The sequence below is a fragment of the Flavobacterium sp. B183 genome, from assembly GCF_023539155.1.
Lineage (GTDB): Bacteria > Bacteroidota > Bacteroidia > Flavobacteriales > Flavobacteriaceae > Flavobacterium > Flavobacterium tructae.
In genome coordinates, this window is sequence record NZ_CP097434.1 from 3129328 (window position 1) to 3146163 (window position 16836).

At 36.6% G+C, this 16836-nt stretch carries 16 protein-coding genes and 1 pseudogene; 7 read left to right on the plus strand and 10 right to left on the minus strand.

All coding sequences use genetic code 11. The features are described 5' to 3' along the window. Positions 1-314 precede the first annotated feature (314 nt). A pseudogene (locus M4I44_RS13280) lies at positions 315-435 on the plus strand (transcriptional regulator); the annotation flags it as partial. A gap of 161 nt (positions 436-596) precedes the next feature. Here M4I44_RS13280 and M4I44_RS13285 read toward each other — a convergent pair. Continuing rightward, positions 597-2324 carry a M14 family metallopeptidase gene (locus M4I44_RS13285; protein WP_249964978.1) on the minus strand — a complete coding sequence of 576 codons (1728 nt, stop codon included), beginning with the start codon at positions 2322-2324 and terminating at the stop codon, positions 597-599. A gap of 253 nt (positions 2325-2577) precedes the next feature. After that, a complete protein-coding gene (locus M4I44_RS13290; RefSeq protein ID WP_249964979.1) occupies positions 2578-3990 on the minus strand; it encodes a PLP-dependent aminotransferase family protein in 1413 nt (470 codons plus the stop codon). A 99-nt stretch (positions 3991-4089) separates the two neighbouring features. Here M4I44_RS13290 and M4I44_RS13295 point away from each other — a divergent pair, with 99 nt between their 5' ends. From M4I44_RS13295 to M4I44_RS13310, 4 genes are all read left to right on the plus strand, one after another. Next, the gene (locus M4I44_RS13295) at positions 4090-4548 is read left to right on the plus strand and encodes a cupin domain-containing protein (protein ID WP_230000545.1); all 459 of its coding nucleotides are present in this window, start codon (positions 4090-4092) and stop codon (positions 4546-4548) included. Positions 4549-4567: 19 nt separating this feature from the next. Next, positions 4568-5452, plus strand: a complete 885-nt coding sequence (locus tag M4I44_RS13300; RefSeq protein ID WP_249964980.1) for a dihydrodipicolinate synthase family protein — start codon at positions 4568-4570, stop codon at positions 5450-5452. 219 nt (positions 5453-5671) lie between these two features. After that, positions 5672-7021 (plus strand): DEAD/DEAH box helicase, encoded by a 1350-nt coding sequence (locus M4I44_RS13305; RefSeq protein WP_070906657.1) that lies wholly within the window; start codon positions 5672-5674, stop codon positions 7019-7021. 310 nt (positions 7022-7331) lie between these two features. Next, a complete protein-coding gene (locus M4I44_RS13310) occupies positions 7332-7778 on the plus strand; it encodes a hypothetical protein (protein ID WP_070906656.1) in 447 nt (148 codons plus the stop codon). Between the two features lie 312 nt (positions 7779-8090). Here the strand turns inward: M4I44_RS13310 and M4I44_RS13315 are convergent, their stop codons facing one another. The 4 genes from M4I44_RS13315 to M4I44_RS13330 all read right to left on the minus strand — a co-directional run bounded on the left by M4I44_RS13315 (position 8091) and on the right by M4I44_RS13330 (position 11078). Further along, complete coding sequence (locus M4I44_RS13315; RefSeq protein WP_249964981.1) at positions 8091-8669, minus strand: alkylphosphonate utilization protein; 579 nt, start codon at positions 8667-8669, stop codon at positions 8091-8093. A 96-nt stretch (positions 8670-8765) separates the two neighbouring features. Next, positions 8766-9485, minus strand: a complete 720-nt coding sequence (locus M4I44_RS13320; RefSeq protein WP_249964982.1) for a lipopolysaccharide core heptose(II) kinase RfaY — start codon at positions 9483-9485, stop codon at positions 8766-8768. Between the two features lie 32 nt (positions 9486-9517). Then, a complete protein-coding gene (coaD, locus tag M4I44_RS13325) occupies positions 9518-9976 on the minus strand; it encodes a pantetheine-phosphate adenylyltransferase (protein WP_017496542.1) in 459 nt (152 codons plus the stop codon). 130 nt (positions 9977-10106) lie between these two features. Beyond that, positions 10107-11078 (minus strand): D-alanine--D-alanine ligase, encoded by a 972-nt coding sequence (locus M4I44_RS13330; protein ID WP_249964983.1) that lies wholly within the window; start codon positions 11076-11078, stop codon positions 10107-10109. Positions 11079-11509: 431 nt separating this feature from the next. Between M4I44_RS13330 and M4I44_RS13335 the strand changes: the two genes are divergently transcribed. Together M4I44_RS13335 and M4I44_RS13340 are read left to right on the plus strand one after the other, a co-directional pair. Then, on the plus strand, positions 11510-12133 hold the full coding sequence (locus M4I44_RS13335; RefSeq protein ID WP_017496544.1) for a PASTA domain-containing protein: 624 nt from the start codon (positions 11510-11512) through the stop codon (positions 12131-12133). Next, a complete protein-coding gene (locus M4I44_RS13340) occupies positions 12123-13166 on the plus strand; it encodes an RluA family pseudouridine synthase (protein WP_249964984.1) in 1044 nt (347 codons plus the stop codon). Before M4I44_RS13335 ends, M4I44_RS13340 begins: the two co-directional genes overlap by 11 nt. Before the next feature lie 68 nt (positions 13167-13234). On the opposite strand, the gene M4I44_RS13345 is transcribed toward M4I44_RS13340, so the two are convergent. The 4 genes from M4I44_RS13345 to M4I44_RS13360 are packed head-to-tail and all read right to left on the minus strand — an operon-like array spanning position 13235 to position 16831. Continuing rightward, positions 13235-13849, minus strand: a complete 615-nt coding sequence (locus M4I44_RS13345; protein ID WP_249964985.1) for a hypothetical protein — start codon at positions 13847-13849, stop codon at positions 13235-13237. An 8-nt stretch (positions 13850-13857) separates the two neighbouring features. Then, positions 13858-15099 (minus strand): ATP-binding cassette domain-containing protein, encoded by a 1242-nt coding sequence (locus tag M4I44_RS13350; protein ID WP_249964986.1) that lies wholly within the window; start codon positions 15097-15099, stop codon positions 13858-13860. A gap of 18 nt (positions 15100-15117) precedes the next feature. After that, on the minus strand, positions 15118-15975 hold the full coding sequence (locus M4I44_RS13355; RefSeq protein WP_249964987.1) for a sulfurtransferase: 858 nt from the start codon (positions 15973-15975) through the stop codon (positions 15118-15120). Between the two features lie 46 nt (positions 15976-16021). Next, the gene (locus M4I44_RS13360; protein ID WP_249964988.1) at positions 16022-16831 is read right to left on the minus strand and encodes a hypothetical protein; all 810 of its coding nucleotides are present in this window, start codon (positions 16829-16831) and stop codon (positions 16022-16024) included. Between the last annotated feature and the right edge of the window lie 5 nt (positions 16832-16836).

Genomic DNA, 16836 nt, shown 5'->3' on the forward strand with positions numbered 1-16836 from the left:
TCTCGTCTCAACGAGAAAATATTTCCGAAGTTTTGTGTAGTGTTTTCGTATAAGGCGAGTTATTCTCTCTAAGGATATACTTTGTGTTTGTTTGCTTTTGCCCTTTCAGGGCGGGATTTACTTTTTATTTAATTTGCAGTGCATTGCACTGCGCTGTTGTTTTATGGGCTTTCAGCCCATTTTTTTGAGGAATTGCACCAGAGGAGAAAAATGTTTTTAGCTAATGTAGTTTCCAGGTATCAAAAGCTCTAGCGGAGCGAAATATAAATATTTTGAGCATCTCCTTTTTTTGCCGCTGGTATTTAGATTTTGGATTTAATCCATTAGACAAGTTGATTTAGGCTTATGAAGAATATAAAAAAACTTTACGAACGTTTGCTTCAGGCTGAAAAAGACAAAGTTGAGTTTTTAGAAAAGATATTGAAGGATAAATAAGTTTTACCCTTCCATAATTTTAAAAAGCCTAATAAATGTATGTTTATTAGGCTTTTTTAGTGCTTTTGATTTTATGTTTTTGTTAGCGTGAACTCAAAGCTTTGCGATCTTAACGTTTTCTCAACTTATAGAAAAAACTTAGGGTTCTTTGCGGTTAAATATCACAGTATTCGATAAACAGGATACTGCAAATGCGCCTTTTCATAATAGGCAGAATGTTTATAAATCCAGTCTAACTGTGCCTCCGGATTTTTAGCAAATTCCGGATCAGTTTGTTTTTTATTTTCCAGTTCGGCTTTTAAAGTTGTGTTTTCTTTTAGGAGTTTAGCAGCGGTATCTTCAAAAATATAACTGGAATAGTGTTCTTTTTGTTGTAAAATAGTATCAAAGAAATTCCAATTAAAAAACGAATCAACTCCTTCGGGTTCAAAGGCTTCCAGGATATATTTTACACCTTTTTGATTGGTTGGAATGATGTAGTCTCCTTTGGCGAAAGCCATTTTAACAATTTTAGAAGTTACCGTTGTATTTCGGTGTAAATAGTGCCCTTCGTATGCAGACGGAACGGTTTTAAAATCGGCAATTTTGTAGCTTTCCACATTAATGATGGTGTCGTTTTTGAGTTGGGTAAACGAAATATTATTGTTCTTTAAAAGGTCAATAATGTTCCAGTAACCACGCGGAATGATATAAGCAGAAGGTATAACAACCTCTTTTACTGATTTGAATTCTTTGATATAAGGAACCTCTTTTTTATATGGTTTGCTTCGATCGTAGTACAAGCGATCTCCGGTTGTAGCCTCGCTTTTTTTGTAAGCTGCTTCATAACCCAAGAACGAAAAGGTGGTGGCTTTTGTACTGTCCAGCTCCCATTTTAGAGTATAGTTTTTCTTAGCTTGATATTGTTGCAGGTTTTTTACTCGGAGTTCCTTGATTTTTTGGTAATTGGCGTCGGTGTAGTCTAAAGTAGATTTGGTGTATTCGTAAGTCATTTTTACGCGTTCGGCATATTTTTTCAGCATGTGCGTTTCAACCACAAAACCAATGGTGTTGAATAGTGAAGTATAGCCCGTTGTATATCGTGGACTATCTACAAACTGACCAAAACCTTTGTCGGGAGTATCTTTAAATGAATCTACGTAAGGTGTTGTTTCAATTTTCTTTTGTTGTAGATCTTTGGCCAGAGCCGGCATCATTTCGCTATTCATAAAATCACCCAACACGGTTCCCAGTTTGTTGTGCTGTGTCATGATATAGGTTAATTTGTATTGATAATCAGAACCGTTACTCACGTGATTGTCAATAAAAACGTCGGGATTTATTTTTTGAAAAATTTCTACAAAGCTTTTGGTGTTTCGCGTATCTGATTTCATTAAATCACGATTGAGGTCGTAGTTGCGGGCATTTCCTCTGAAACCATAAATTTCAGGGCCATCCTGATTGGCTCTTGTGGTCGAATTTCGGTTCAAAGCGCCGCCAATATTGTAAACCGGAATCGTAACCAAAACGGTATTTTTTGGGGCTTTTATCTTTCCTGTTGCCAGATCTCTGTAGAATTGCATGGTGGCATCGATTCCGTCAGGTTCTCCGGCATGAATGCCATTATTGATGAAAAGCACTGCTTTGTTCTTTTGAATTTTATCGAAGTCAAATTCTTTTTCAGGATTGTAAGTGATCATGTGTAATGGCTCACCGGAATCGGTTAGCCCCATTTCTTTAATTTGAATCGTCGCAAAATCACGTGCTAAAAGTTTATAATACTGAATCGTTTCTTCATACGAAGCGGACTGATTTCCATTTCCTTTTTCAAAGAAAGTTTCGTATTTTTTATTGTTTTGAGCGAAAAGAGTTAGGGTGAAAAGTGAAAAGAGAAATGTAAAAAGTTTCATGGTTTTGGTTTTGTTAGCAAGAATCAAATATAGGTTTTTTGTTTCAGGTTTCAGGTTTTGAATGAGGGTAAAAAGATTAACCGCAAGGCACGCTAAGTTTTTTACTATCCTGGGTTTTATGAAAACGCTAAGTTCGCAAAGCTTTGTAACAGACTTAGCGAACTTTGCGTAAACCTTTGCATCTTTGCGGTAAAGTCTGCGCAAAGTTTAATCGCATTTCTACCTGAAACTTGAAACTTGAAACAAACAAAACTCACAACAGCTTAGAAAGCTCAACGATTCCGTCTTCAATTTGTTTTTCGGTTAAGGAAGCATAACCAAGTCTAAATCCTTGCACAGGTTGGTTAAAACTGAATTTCTCAGGAGTTATTATTTTGATGCCTTTTAACAGCAGTTTGTCCGCAATTTCAGAAATATTAACTGGCGAGTTGGGAATTATCCAAAATGCCAGGCCTCCTTCGGGTTTGGTAAAAGTGGTTTTGTCTTTGAGGTATTTGTTGCAAATCGTTTCAAAATAGTCGCGTTTTGCTTTGTAAATAAGGGTTGTTCGTTTAAGGTGCCTTTTAATCTCGCCTTCGTTTATGAGCTGTAAAACGGCTTCTTCCATAATGTTATCACCTTGTACATCAATTATTTTTCGGTGTTTGCCTACTTTTAAAATGGTTTCATGATCACTTACCAGATATCCGATTCGTAAGGCTGGTGCAACAATTTTGCTCAGTGTTCCAATGTAAACCGTGTTTTTGGCATTGCTGTAACTTGAAATAGGAAGAATAGGTCTTTGTCCGAAATGAAATTCATGATCGTAATCGTCTTCGATAATAGTAAAGCCGTATTGATTGGACAATTCGATGAGTTTTAATCTTCGTTTGAGACTCAGGGTAACCGTAGTTGGAAATTGATGATGCGGTGTTACGTATATGGCTTTTATGGTGCTGAATTTTGTCAGATAAGCTTCGACCTCATCAATCAGCAAGCCGTCTTTGTCGACATTTATTGGCAGTAATTTAGCTCCACTGCTTTGAAATGTTTCCCAAGCGGCCTGATACCCTGGGTTTTCAACCATTACGTAATCGTCTTTTGATAATAAACAGTTGGAGGTTAGGTACATTGCCATCTGACTTCCACGTGTGATGCAAATTTGATCCGGAGTGACATTCATTCCTCTTTTAAAATTAAGCATCTGCACAATGGCTTTTCGAAATTCCAGATTTCCGTACTCGGTACTGTATCCCATGATCTGCCAACGCGATTTTCGGTTAAAAATCTGTCGGTAAGCTCTGGCGAGTTCGTTCATTGGTGCAATCCGACTATCGGGGATTCCATCATCAAAAACGATAAGAGGCTGTTTTTCTTCCTCGGTATAGTTTGGTTTTTGCTTTTGATCGATGTTTTTGGAAGCCAATGGCAGAATATCGGCTACGAAAGTTCCTTTCCTTTCCAATGTAATGAGCCAGCCTTCGGCAATTAAGACGTCTAAAGCTTCAATAACAGTATTTCGGTTCACTTTTAGCAAGCCTGCTAGCTGCCGGCTGCCGGGCAGTGCATTACCGCTGTTGAGCATTCCGGTTTGAATGGCTTCGATGATTGCATCAGCGATTTGCAGATAAATGGCTTTTGCATCATTTGCGTTGAGTTGAATTTCTAATTGCCAAGGTCGTAACATCTGGACTATTTGTTTATGTTAAAACTGTATCAGTTGAGTAGTCCAAAGTTAAGATAATTTTGTGGAGCAATAATGCAAAACACAATAATTATTAAAGTTATGGAAACTAAAAAACAATTTTCTTCAAAAGATTTTCACGAAACTTTTGCCAGACCCACTTTTGTGATGCCTGAAAAATTAATTCACAAAAATGTAGAGCAAGCCGGAGTTCACAATCAATTTTCTACCGAGCGAAAACATCCGGTTTTCTTTGTAGATCTTCCAAGTAAAAACGTGAGTATGACCATTGGCGGTTTATTACCGGATCAATTGACAAACAGACATCGTCATACGTATGAAACCGTTATTTATGTAATTGAAGGGCATGGGTATACCGAGATTGAGGATATAAAAGTAGAGTGGAAAGCAGGCGATGCTGTTTACATTCCGAGTTGGGCTTGGCACAGGCATCAAAATTTAAGCAGTGAAGCATCGGCGAAATATATTGCTTGCGAGAATGCACCGCAGCTTCAGAATTTAGGTGTGGCATTAAGAGAAGAAGAAGGCAGGGATCTTTAATTTAAAACAGTTGAAAAACATGAAAAACAATCTATTCAAGGGCATTATTGCTTATCCGATTACTCCATTTGATCAGAATGAAAAAGTAGATATCGCTTTATATAAAAAATTACTGGAACGTTTAATTGTTTCCGGTTGTCACGCTGTCGCCCCGCTTGGAAGTACCGGAGTTATGCCTTATTTGTCAGATGAGGAAAAAGAAGCTATTACTGTGGCAACAATCGAACAGGTTAGTGGCAGAGTTCCGGTTTTGGTTGGCGTATCAAACCTGACGACAGAGAAAACCATTTATCATGCTAAATTTGCCGAAAAAGCAGGTGCCGCTGCCGTAATGATTATCCCGATGAGTTACTGGAAGCTTACAGATGATGAAATTGTTCAGCATTTTGATGCAGTAGCGAAGCAAATTTCGATTCCGATAATGGCTTACAATAATCCTGCAACGGGGGGAGTAGATATGTCGCCGGCTTTATTAAAAAGACTTCTTGAGATTGCTAATGTCACGATGATAAAAGAAAGTACCGGAGATGTTCAGAGAATGCATTATTTAAAGCGAGAATTGGGCGATGATGTTGCTTTTTTTAATGGTTCAAATCCGTTGGCACTGGCTGCATTTTCTGCAGGAGCTACTGGCTGGTGTACGGCTGCGCCCAATTTAATTCCGAAATTGAATCTGGATTTGTATCATGCGATTGAGAACAATGATTTAGAGGCCGCGCAAAAAGTATTTTACAAACAATTGAATCTTTTGAAGTTTATCGTTAACAAAGGTTTGCCACGAGCAATCAAGGCAGGTTTGGAAATTCAGGGAATAGAGGGCGGTTTTTTAAGAAGCCCGCTAAAACCATTAACCGCAACTGAAATTGAAGATTTTAAGTTGATCTTAAAGGAAATAGAACAGTAATGTATTGATTTTTTTAACCGCAAAGTACGCTAAGTTTTGTAAAGCATGGTTTTATACAAGGGCAATGAACGCAAAGCTTTGCGTTCATTGCCCTTGTCAACGCTTTCTAAATTAAAAAAATCTTAGCGTACTTTGCGGTTAAATTGTCAAATAGTTGAGATCTGAAACCCGAAACAAACAAAACCTGAAACAAAAAAGTATTTTGACTACTTTTGCAAAATGAATAAAAAACACCATTCCAACAATATACTTTCGAATTTAGGAATTGAGAGTCTAAATGAAATGCAAGAGGTAGCGCAGGATGCTATTTTGAACGATAATAATGTTTTACTGCTTTCTCCAACAGGATCAGGAAAAACACTAGCTTTTTTACTGCCTATTTTAGAGTTGTTACAGCCTGAAATTCTTTCGGTTCAATGTTTAATTTTAGTGCCTTCCCGTGAATTAGGTTTGCAGATTGAGCAGGTTTGGAAGAAAATGGGAACTCCTTATAAAGTAAATATTTGCTACGGAGGTCACTCTATTGATACTGAGATTAAAAATTTAAGCAATCCTCCGGCGGTTTTGATTGGAACTCCGGGTAGAATTGCTGATCATATTGATCGGGATACTTTCCGCACCGATAAAATTCAAACTTTGGTTCTGGACGAGTTTGATAAGTCTTTGCAGCTTGGTTTTCATGAGCAAATGTCATATATTATTGGAAAGTTAACGAAATTGAACAAACGTGTTTTGGTTTCAGCGACTTCAGATATTGAGATTCCAAGATATACCAGAGTAGTCAATCCAACTGTTTTGGATTTTATTCCGGAAGAAGAAGAAAAGACAAATCTTTCGATGAAAATGGTGGTTTCACCTGCTAAGGATAAACTGGACAGTTTGTTCAATTTGATCTGTTCATTGAAATCACAGTCCGCTATTATTTTCTGTAATCATCGTGATGCAGCAGAACGCATTAGTGATACTTTAAACGAAAAAGGGATTTATGCGACGTATTATCATGGTGGAATGGATCAGGAGGAGCGTGAGCGTGCACTGATTCAGTTTAGAAACGGAAGTATGAGTTATCTGATTACTACCGATTTGGCCGCACGTGGATTGGATATTCCGGAAATGAAACACGTTATTCATTATCATTTACCTTTAAAAGAAGATGAATTCACGCACCGAAATGGTCGTACGGCACGTATGCAGGCTTCAGGAACAGCCTATATTATTGTTCACGAAAGTGAAAAACAACTGGATTATATTGATTACGGAATGGAGGTTTTAGAGGTTGCCAGCACTACAGTTTTGCCAAAACCACCTCAATTTCAAACCATTTATATTAGTGGCGGAAAGAAAACCAAATTGAATAAAATAGATATTGTTGGTTTCTTCTCTCAAAAAGGGAAACTTGAAAAAGGAGATTTAGGTCTTATTGAAGTAAAGGATTTTGTATCGTTTGCTGCTGTTAAATACAATAAGGTAAAAGATCTGCTTAAAAATATTAAAGACGAAAAAATGAAGGGCAAGAAATTCAAAATTGAAGTTGCCCGCAAAGTGGTCAAGAAAGAGGAGGAGAGGTAATCTTTCCGGCTCTATCTTTTTTGGCAGATGTTTTTTATGGCAATCTTTGTAAGAGTTCAGAATTTAAATGAAGTTTTGAGTCTGAAATTACCGTAAATCAATAGGGGTTTTACATGTTTTTAATCCTGTTTTTTGAGGTGTTTTTGTTTTTAATTAGTTGTTTTTCAGTGGTTTGATTTGTGGTTTTATTATTCTTTAAAGATGTCTTGTTAAGGGAGATTACAGGGGAATAAAAAATAAGGAGGAAGGCTTTAATTTATCATATTTTCTGCGTTTCTTGTGCCCGTAAATAATAAACCCCAAATTAATTATGAAAAGAATTATTACGATTGCTATTTTGTTGTTTAGTGTTGTGTCTTTTGCACAAATTAAAGTTATTGAAACTGTACCGGTTGAAAAATTAGGAAAAGTAAATAACAATTACATTCAGAAAATTGGAGATGAGTATACGGTGTATTATACCAGTATACAAAACGATGATGAATCATCAAGTCTAAGAAAATTTACATTTAAGAATGTTAACAATGATTACGCGAGTCTTTACAACATTATCATGAATGGTTTCACGGCAAGCCCTTTGTATGATATTAAATTAGAATTACCGAATAACTATATCTGGTTGCACTACACAGGAAGTGTTGTTCCGGAAAAAGCTACGGTTCAGTTCATGGTTTCTTCAAAAGAGGCTGCTTCTGCAACAAGCAGTGTTTCTGAGCCATTTGTAAAGGATCAGATCAATAAATTATTCCAAAAATAGGTTTAATTGTAAATCACTAAAAAAAAGGCTATTCAGATTTTGAATAGCCTTTTTTGTTGTTTCAGGTTTCAGGTTATTTTTGTTTCAAGTTTCAAGTTTCAGGTTATGGCTTTGAGAGTAAAAGCTAAAAAAACTTAGCAACTCAGCATCTTAGAACCTTAGTACCTCAAAAGAGCTTTGTCCCTTTGTAACTCTGAACCTCTGTTCCTAAAATTATATTTGTTTAAGGTTTCAAGTTTCAGTTGTGGCTTTGAGAGTAAAAGTAAAAAACTTAGTACCTTAGCGACTCAGCAGCTTAGAACCTCAAAAAAACTATATTTTCTTCACGTATTGGGTAATAATCACGATTTGCTGACCGTCAACTTTTCCTTCTATGTATTCGGCGTTTTCATGGTCTAAACGGATGTTACGTACAGCAGTTCCTTGTTTGGCCACCATGCTCGATCCCTTTACCTTAAGATCTTTAATTAAAACTACCGAATCTCCGTGTTCTAAAATTACACCGTTACTGTCACGATGAACGATTTTATTTTCGTCGTCTTCACCTTCGCCAGTGGCGCTGGCCCATGCCAGCGTATCTTCGTCTAAATACATCATATCCAGTAATTCCTGTGGCCAACCTGCAGCACGCATACGGCTTAACATTCTCCAGGCTACAACCTGTACGGCAACGTTTTCATTCCACATACTGTCATTAAGACATCTCCAGTGGTTTAAATCAACATTATCCGGATTTTCAATTTGGTCTATACAGGTATTGCAGGCAAATATAGCTTCATCAATTCCGCCTTTTTGAGTTGGCAGTACGTGGTATACTTTTAGGTTTTCCTCCGCTCCGCAAAGCTCGCATTTAGATCCGCTGCGTTTGTTTAATTCTCTTTCGATGCTCATTATTTATTGTTTGTTTTAAAAAGGCGAAATTACTTATAATTAAGATAAGTAACAAGTTTGTGTTTTGTACGATAAAAGTTGATTCAAATGAAAAGGTCAGTAATATGCTTTTTTAAAAATCGATGATAATTGATTTGGAATATTAAGGGCGTTTTCCAAATCTATCAATCCTTTTAAAAAACCATTTCCTAACTTATTGTTTGTGTTTTTGAGATCTTCATTTATTCTTTTATTCTTGTCTTTGTAGCAGTTTACTTTTTTGCAGTAGTGAAAATCTGGATGATGTAACTGCCCATAATCGATTAATTTAATGATATAATTGTCGTCATTTTTATTAGATATCATTACATTATCTAAGTGTGGATCACCATGCGCAAATTCTGATGAATGCCAATTTTTTAGTTCCAGACCGAATTGTTCAATGGCATTGTTTACTTTATTAAAATCTTTGGAATGATTTATTTTAACAAATTCAGATAAAGTACTTCCTTCAATGTATTCTAAAATTATTAGCCATTTATTTTTATGTTTTATTCGCTCAATATGTTTTAGTAAAAATGGATATTGGCTGTTTTTTTTCTGAATTTCATTAAAAACTCTGTGACTTCCATCTCTTCTGCGTCCATAATGGTTGTGTTTGCTATATCCTATAAATGATACGGGTGTTTTGCTGTAAAAGTGTTTTAAAATGTATTTGACATTTTTTTCATCTTCACAAATATAAATATTGGCATTTGGTCTGTCCCCCTGGTTTTCTAATAACCTTTTTGTTACCGCATATATTTTTGAGTTTCCACGAATATTTTCACCGATCATTTGAAATGTTTTAGACTGAATACATTGTTGTTTTATTTCTTCACCCTAACCGCATCCGGAACCAGCATTTCATATTCTCCGCCATGACGCAATACATCACGAACAATGCTTGAACTAATAAATGATGTACTTGCAGCTGTTAGTAGAAATACGGTTTCTATTTTAGACAATTTCCTGTTGGTGTGTGCAATCGCTTTTTCGAATTCAAAATCGGCAGGATTGCGTAAGCCTCTCAGGATGAAATTAGCTTTAAGTTTTTTGGCCAGATCAATGGTTAATCCTTCATAAGTGATCACTGAAACTTTTGGTTCATCTTTAAAAGTTTCTTCTATAAAACGTTTTCTCTCTTCGAGTGAAAACATGTATTTTTTTTCGGCGTTGACACCAATGGCAATAACGATTTCATCAAATAAAGGAATTCCTCTTTTGATGATGTCTTCGTGTCCCAGTGTAATGGGGTCAAATGATCCGGGGAATAGGGCTTTTCGCATTTTTTTTGTTTTTGAGGGGCATAGGTGCAAAGGTTCAAAGGATCAGAGGTTTTGTCTTTTGATTAAAGAAACTTCATTAATTGAAGTAGCAAGTAAACCTTTGTACCTTTGGAACTTTGCCTCTTTGTGACTATTTTAAAGCTAACTCAATCGCATTGGTAAATAAATCTTCCAGTGAAATTCCTGCTGCGTGGGCTTGCTGTGGAATCAAACTTTCGGTGGTTAAACCCGGAATGGTATTCATTTCGAGCATATAAGGTTCGTTGTCAACAATAATGAATTCGCTTCTGGAGAAACCTTTCATTTTTAAGACTTCGTAAGCACGTTTTGCTGTTTCGCTTACTTTTTGAGTTAATTCGTCAGAAATTCGGGCAGGAGTAATCTCCTGTGATTTTCCTTCGTATTTGGCTTCGTAATCGAAGAAGTCATTATCAGATACAATTTCGGTAATAGGTAAAACTTTAATTTCTCCCTGATAATTGATTACTCCTACTGAAACTTCGGTTCCGTCAAGGAAACTTTCGATAATGATTTCGTTGTCTTCTTTGTATGCTACTTCGATTGCAATTGGAAGTTCGGCTTCTGTTTTTACTTTTGAGATTCCGAAGCTAGAACCTGCTTTGTTTGGTTTAACAAAACATGGTAAACCTACTTTTTTAACGATTTCGGCAGTATGGATTACATCGCCTTTATTTAGGTAATACGAAATCGCCGTTTTGATTCCGTATGGTTTTAAAACCGATAATAAATCACGTTTATTGAAGGTTAATGCTGCCTGATAGTAGTCGCAGGAAGATTGTGGAATCCCTAATAGCTCAAAATAAGCCTGCATTAAACCGTCTTCGCCCGGAGTTCCGTGAATGGCATTGAAAACACAGTCGAAAGTAATTTTTTGATCGTTTACAGTTACTGAAAAATCGTTTTTATCAATGGTAAATTCGGCGTTGTTTTCGTCTACATAAACCCATTTTTCTTTGAAAATATGGATGCGGAATCCGTTGTATTTTGTTTTGTCAAGATATTGATGTACCACGTTTCCGCTGATTAACGAAATTTTATATTCGCTTGAATACCCGCCCATGATAATGGCTATGTTTTTCATTTTGTGATGTTTATGTGTTTAACCGTTTATTTGTGTATTTGTTTAATCGTTGTTTTTGTCGGGCTGAACTTCGACTTCGCTCAGTCTGACAGTTTGTTTTATTTGTTTGTTTGTTTGTTCGTTTGTTTGTTCGTTTGTTTGTCGGGCTGAGCGGAGTCGAAGCCCCGTTTGTTGAACTTCGACTCTACTTAGTTTGACACCAGTGGCAGAACCTAAATCCCTAGCCCTGATGGGAGCGGCATCCTTTTGTGTACGCGATAGCGGACGCAAAAGATACAGCGGACAGCAGGAAAGAGCTTCTAAAAATTAAAATTGCAAAGCGCTTTATTTTCCATAAGGATAGCAATCAAACGACTTTCTTGTCTAAAACAAAATTATCATTTTTTTTGAAACGAAATAGCTTTATCTTTGCGACTAATAAAAATAAATTTATGAGTTTACGTAAGTATTTAACGAGCCGGGTATTTTTTGTGCAAGTATTAAGTGCGGCTGCTATAATTGCCGTTTTAGGCTATTTGTTTATGCATTGGTTGACTTTTACAACTGATCATGGTAATGAGGTTACTGTTCCGAATTTAGCTAAACTGACTGAGGAGCAAGTAGAGTCAAAACTGGATGAACTGGACTTGGATTATGTACTTTTGGACAGCGTTGATTATCGAAGTGAATTCCCAAAATACAGTGTTGTTGAGCAGGATCCTCTGCCAGGAACAAAAGTAAAAGTGGGAAGAAAAATATATATTAAAATTAATGCATCAGGATTCTCATCGGTTAAAATACCTGATTTAATTGAGAAAACTTATCGTGAGGCGGTTCCAACGCTAAAAGCTTTAGGGCTTGAAGCTGGAACTATTACTTATATTCCAAACTTAGGAAAAGATATGGTTTTGGAGATGCGTTATAAAGGAAGAAACTTAAAAGTAGGAGATCGCGTGTTGAAAGCTTCTAAAATTGACTTGGTTTTAGGAGACGGAAAAGCAACTTATGAAGATGAAGGGCAGGCTGTAGACAGTGTAGCTGCACCAACTACTGAAAAAACTAATGATGAGCAATAATACTGAAAATTTAGATCTGGAAGACGAATTGTTCGAACACTTCAGATTTGAAGTCCCTAAAGGTCAGGCGCTTTTGCGTATTGACAAATATTTAATGAATTTGATTCAGAATGCGACACGAAATAAAATTCAGAACGCCGCTACTGAAGGAAACATTTTTGTGAATGATATTCCGGTTAAATCAAATTATAAAGTAAAACCGTTTGATGTGGTGAAGGTGATGTTGTCGCATCCTCCTTTTGAAAACCATGTTTTGCCGGAAGATATTCCATTGAACATTGTATATGAAGACGATGCTTTGCTGTTAATCAACAAAGAGCCGGGAATGGTGGTGCATCCGGGGCACGGGAATTATACCGGAACACTAGTGAATGCGCTGGCACATCATTTTGATAATTTGCCAATGAACAGTAGTGAACGCCCGGGCTTGGTACACCGAATTGATAAGGATACGTCCGGACTTTTGGTAGTGGCAAAAACCGAAGCAGCAATGACACATTTGGCCAAACAATTTGAAGCCAAAACCTCAGAACGCGAGTATATTGCTCTTGTTTGGGGGAATGTAGCGGAAGAATTCGGAACGATAGAAGGAAACCTTGCCAGACATTTAAAAGACCGCATGCAAATGGCTGTTTTTGCAGATCCTGAAATAGGAAAGCCTGCCATTACGCATTATAAAGTACTGGAACGTTTTGGTTATGTGACTTTGATTTCCTGTAAACTGGAAACCGGAAGAACACACCAGATTCGTGCTCACATGAAGCATATCGGGCATCCGTTGTTTAATGATGAACGTTACGGAGGTCATTTGATTTTAAAGGGAACTACATTTACCAAATACAAACAGTTTATCGAAAACTGTTTTAAAGCATTACCACGTCAGGCGCTGCATGCTAAAACACTTGGTTTTGTACATCCAAATACAGGTGAGATGATGCGTTTTGATACGGAACTGCCTCAGGATTTTCAGGATTGTATCGAGAAATGGCGTAATTATGTGAAATCGCACAATGTAGATGATGAAGAAAATTAATTGGATAATTTGTCAATTAGAAAATTAGATAATTTATTATAAAAAGAAAGCTCCTGATGGAGCTTTTTTTATGGAATTGTTTTAATTGTTAAATCGGTTATTTGGGCTTGTCCGTTGGTTATGAAACCTAGTTGGCCTTGCTGATTTAGATTGCTTTTTTCGACGGAACACTCTAAGAACGTTTGATTGTTGACAGCAAAGTACAACTGATTGTTTGAAACTCTGATTTTCACCGTATACCATTTGTTGTTTTCCAATTGTATTGGTTTCTTAAATAGGGATGGACCGCCACGTTTGCCATATTCATCATTGTTTTTATGATAAACACCTCTTCCGATAATGATATTTTTATCAATTGTGTACAGATAAGCCCGAATGTAATTTTCCTGATCAAGATGAAGCATGACTTCAAACAAAGATTCTTTGACGATGTTTACTTTAAAGTCGATTTCGTAGTTTTTTGGAAGTTTCTTTTTGGATTCGATCACGCCCCAATGCATTGGTCCTCCGTTTCCGGTTAAAGTATCGTTTTGGAGTCTCCACTCATTGGGATTAAAATTCCAATCGGATTTTAACGCAGCAGTTTTTGTGATTTGATATTCTTTTTTCGCAGTCGAAATAGTACCTGAACAGGAAATCAGTAGCATTGTAGATGCTAGAAAAGAAAGATATTTAATTTTCATTTTTGTTTTTAATTTAGCTCTGAATGGTATTTGATTTTACCGATAGATCCGGTTGGAGTTGGCAAAAGTTCAAATACTGAGGTAGGAGCGAGGCCATTTTCTATACGATGTGAAACGTACAGTATGCTAACATTTGTTTCTTGTTTGATGGTGTTGATCAATTGAATGACCAAGTCAACATTTTCGTCGTCAAGACCTTCGACAGGTTCATCGAGAATCAATAATGGAGGATGTTTTAGAACGGCTCTGACAATTAAAGCTACTCTTTGCTGTCCTATAGAAAGGTCAATGAAGCGTTTTTTTCGTAAGTGGCTCATTTCAATTACTTCGAGCCATTGTGCTACTGTTTGTTTTTGTAAAGTAGTGGGTTCAATATACAATCCGATGGAATCGAAAAAACCGGAAAGAATCATTTCTTCCAGAGTGTGTCCCTTTTGAAACAGGTCAGTCATAGAAGTTGCGAAAATTCCAATTTGCTTTTTAATGTCCCAAACACTTTCGCCGCTTCCTTTTTTTCTTCCAAATAAATACAAATCCTGACCGAATCCCTTTGGATTATCGCCCGTGATTAGAGACAAGAGGGTGCTTTTTCCGGAACCATTGGGACCAACCAGTTGCCAGAATTCACCTTGTTTAATCGTCCATGAGATGTTATCGACAATTTTTCTTTCCTCGTAACTTACGGAGACTTTATCCATTTTGATTAAAACACTTTCGTGAAAAGAGTGCGGTTCAATCGCTTTGGGAATTGCTGCTGTGTTTAAAGTTTTAAAATGTTTTTCGTTTTTTGAAATAGGATGCAGTTCAAAGGAATTGTCTTTAATCGATGCTTTATTCGGAACGAAATCAAGTACATCTACTACGCGATTGACCAATTGAATGATTGCAATGTCATCGGTTAATCTTTCCAGAGATTTTGCTAAAGCAGCACGTGAGGCCAGATCTAAATGATCAAAGGGATTATCAAAAATGATAAAATCAGGATTTTGATTGATGCAATATTTGAGAAACTCTTTCTTACGTTCGCCCGAAGAAAAAGTTCTTAGCTGTCTGTGTGATTCAGGAGCTGCTTCAACAGTATCGTATTGGTATTCTTTTTCGATGAATTTCTCGATAGCGATGTCTGAGAACAAAATACCTTTTTGAGTGTTAAAAAGGGCTAATTCTCCTTTGGCTTCCCCTAAAAGTAAAGTGTCTATAAAAGCTTTTTTATTGACCTGATTTGATAAAAGTATGTCCCAATGCTGCATTTCTGTATCTTAAAGTAATTATTCAATTGGTTTAGTAGCCATTTCACGATTGTTACGCGACCATTCGCTCCAGGAACCTACATATAGTTTAGGGATGGGTATTCCGGCATAATCCATAGCCAGTAAAGTATGACAGGCAGTAACTCCTGAGCCACAATGTACAATTATATTTTCCGGCTTTTTATCGCCAATAATTCGGGAATATTTCTCTTGTAAAAATGGAGGAGATTGAAAAGAACCGTTTGCGTCTAAATTTTCACTAAACGGAACATTAATCGCACCCGGAATATGTCCTGCAATCAAATCCAGAGGCTCTGTCAGACCGTCAAATCGATTTTTGTCTCTTACATCAATTACAATGTTTTCGTTGTTATTTCGGGCTTTTTCGACTTCTTCAATGTCAGCAGTTTTTAAAGTCCATTTTGAAATAGGATATCTTTCAGTCGTTTTAAAAGTTTCGATTTCAGCATTTACTGGAAAACCTGCTTTTGCCGCTTCCTGTAAACCGCCATTTAAAACCTGAACTTTTTCATGTCCTATCGCCCGAAGCATCCACCAAAAGCGAGCTGCTGCGTTTGATCCGTTTTTATCATCATAAATTACGACATGACTTTCAGGTGAAATTCCTGCTTTAGAAAGTACCTCAGAAAATTTCTTTATGGAAGGTAAGGGATGTCTTCCGCCGTTTGAAGGATCGGTCGCTACGGTTGCCAGGTCCTTGTTCAAATCGATATAACGTGCTCCTTTAAGATGTTCACTGCGATAATTTTCTTCTGCGTTTACTCCGGCTCTGGCGTCAATGAGAATAATTTCAGGTGAATTAGAGCGTTGTACTAATTCTTTAGGGCTTAGGATCGGTGAAAGTTTAGTTGCCATCTTAAAAAAGTTTATTTTTTTGATTTCTTATACAAAATCGGGGTATTTAGTCTGCGAAGGCCTGTGTATAAAAAATTAAAAAAGTATGGTTTGTTTTATCATATCGCAAGCAATCCCAATTACTATAAACAGAACTTGTAGCAAGACAAAGGGTATTTGACAGATTGGTTTTCGAAACGTTTTTTGCAAAGGATCCATGGTCTAATGCGAAATCCTCGTCTTTTGACAGGTCGGTAATTTTAGCCGCAACATAGGTTTCTAAATAATTATCGGGATGTTCTTTAAGAGCGTCTTCATTGTAAAATAAAAATTCATCTGCAAATTGATAGTCAAGTGTTCTGAAAAAACCAGCATCAGGATTGGTGTTAGCGAAGCCATTTTCAACCTTTATGTCTTTGTATAATTCAGCATATTCAGAAGTTTGTCCATTGTAGAGTAAAATCGAAATTTTCACCTTCTTTTTGTCGTAAACTATAAAAACAAAATCATTGCTGTCATCCTGAAATAGATTTCCTTTGGCCATAGAAAGTAATTCGTAATTTAAATTTTCGCTAAAAAAGGACTGTTGCTCTTTGCTTAGTTTTTGAATCCATTTATCATGAATAACTGAAAAAAGTTTTCTTTCTGAAAACTGCTTTAACTGCTCTTTATGTAGTTTGATATTTGAGGCAAATTCAGGATTGTCGTATGTTGAGATCTCATAGTTTGGAGAACCAACAGACTTATTTTCTGAAGTTTTTGTATGTGTACTTTCTTTTTTAGTAATGCCGGACGTGTTTATTTTATCTTCTGATTGTTTTGAATTGCAGGCAAATAGTAATAGTGTGAGACCCACTACGGCGATTGTATTTTTCATTAAAT

Coding starts and splice junctions, on each gene's coding strand:
- M4I44_RS13310 (WP_070906656.1), top strand. CDS start 7,332: ATGAAAAGAATTATTACGATTGCTATTTTGTTGTTTAGTGTTGTGTCT.
- coaD (WP_017496542.1), bottom strand. CDS start 9,976: ATGCGAAAAGCCCTATTCCCCGGATCATTTGACCCCATTACACTGGGA.
- M4I44_RS13360 (WP_249964988.1), bottom strand. CDS start 16,831: ATGAAAAATACAATCGCCGTAGTGGGTCTCACACTATTACTATTTGCC.
- M4I44_RS13340 (WP_249964984.1), top strand. CDS start 12,123: ATGAGCAATAATACTGAAAATTTAGATCTGGAAGACGAATTGTTCGAA.
- M4I44_RS13290 (WP_249964979.1), bottom strand. CDS start 3,990: ATGTTACGACCTTGGCAATTAGAAATTCAACTCAACGCAAATGATGCA.
- M4I44_RS13315 (WP_249964981.1), bottom strand. CDS start 8,669: ATGAGCATCGAAAGAGAATTAAACAAACGCAGCGGATCTAAATGCGAG.
- M4I44_RS13330 (WP_249964983.1), bottom strand. CDS start 11,078: ATGAAAAACATAGCCATTATCATGGGCGGGTATTCAAGCGAATATAAA.
- M4I44_RS13345 (WP_249964985.1), bottom strand. CDS start 13,849: ATGAAAATTAAATATCTTTCTTTTCTAGCATCTACAATGCTACTGATT.
- M4I44_RS13305 (WP_070906657.1), top strand. CDS start 5,672: ATGAATAAAAAACACCATTCCAACAATATACTTTCGAATTTAGGAATT.
- M4I44_RS13295 (WP_230000545.1), top strand. CDS start 4,090: ATGGAAACTAAAAAACAATTTTCTTCAAAAGATTTTCACGAAACTTTT.
- M4I44_RS13350 (WP_249964986.1), bottom strand. CDS start 15,099: ATGCAGCATTGGGACATACTTTTATCAAATCAGGTCAATAAAAAAGCT.
- M4I44_RS13320 (WP_249964982.1), bottom strand. CDS start 9,485: ATGATCGGTGAAAATATTCGTGGAAACTCAAAAATATATGCGGTAACA.
- M4I44_RS13300 (WP_249964980.1), top strand. CDS start 4,568: ATGAAAAACAATCTATTCAAGGGCATTATTGCTTATCCGATTACTCCA.
- M4I44_RS13285 (WP_249964978.1), bottom strand. CDS start 2,324: ATGAAACTTTTTACATTTCTCTTTTCACTTTTCACCCTAACTCTTTTC.
- M4I44_RS13355 (WP_249964987.1), bottom strand. CDS start 15,975: ATGGCAACTAAACTTTCACCGATCCTAAGCCCTAAAGAATTAGTACAA.
- M4I44_RS13335 (WP_017496544.1), top strand. CDS start 11,510: ATGAGTTTACGTAAGTATTTAACGAGCCGGGTATTTTTTGTGCAAGTA.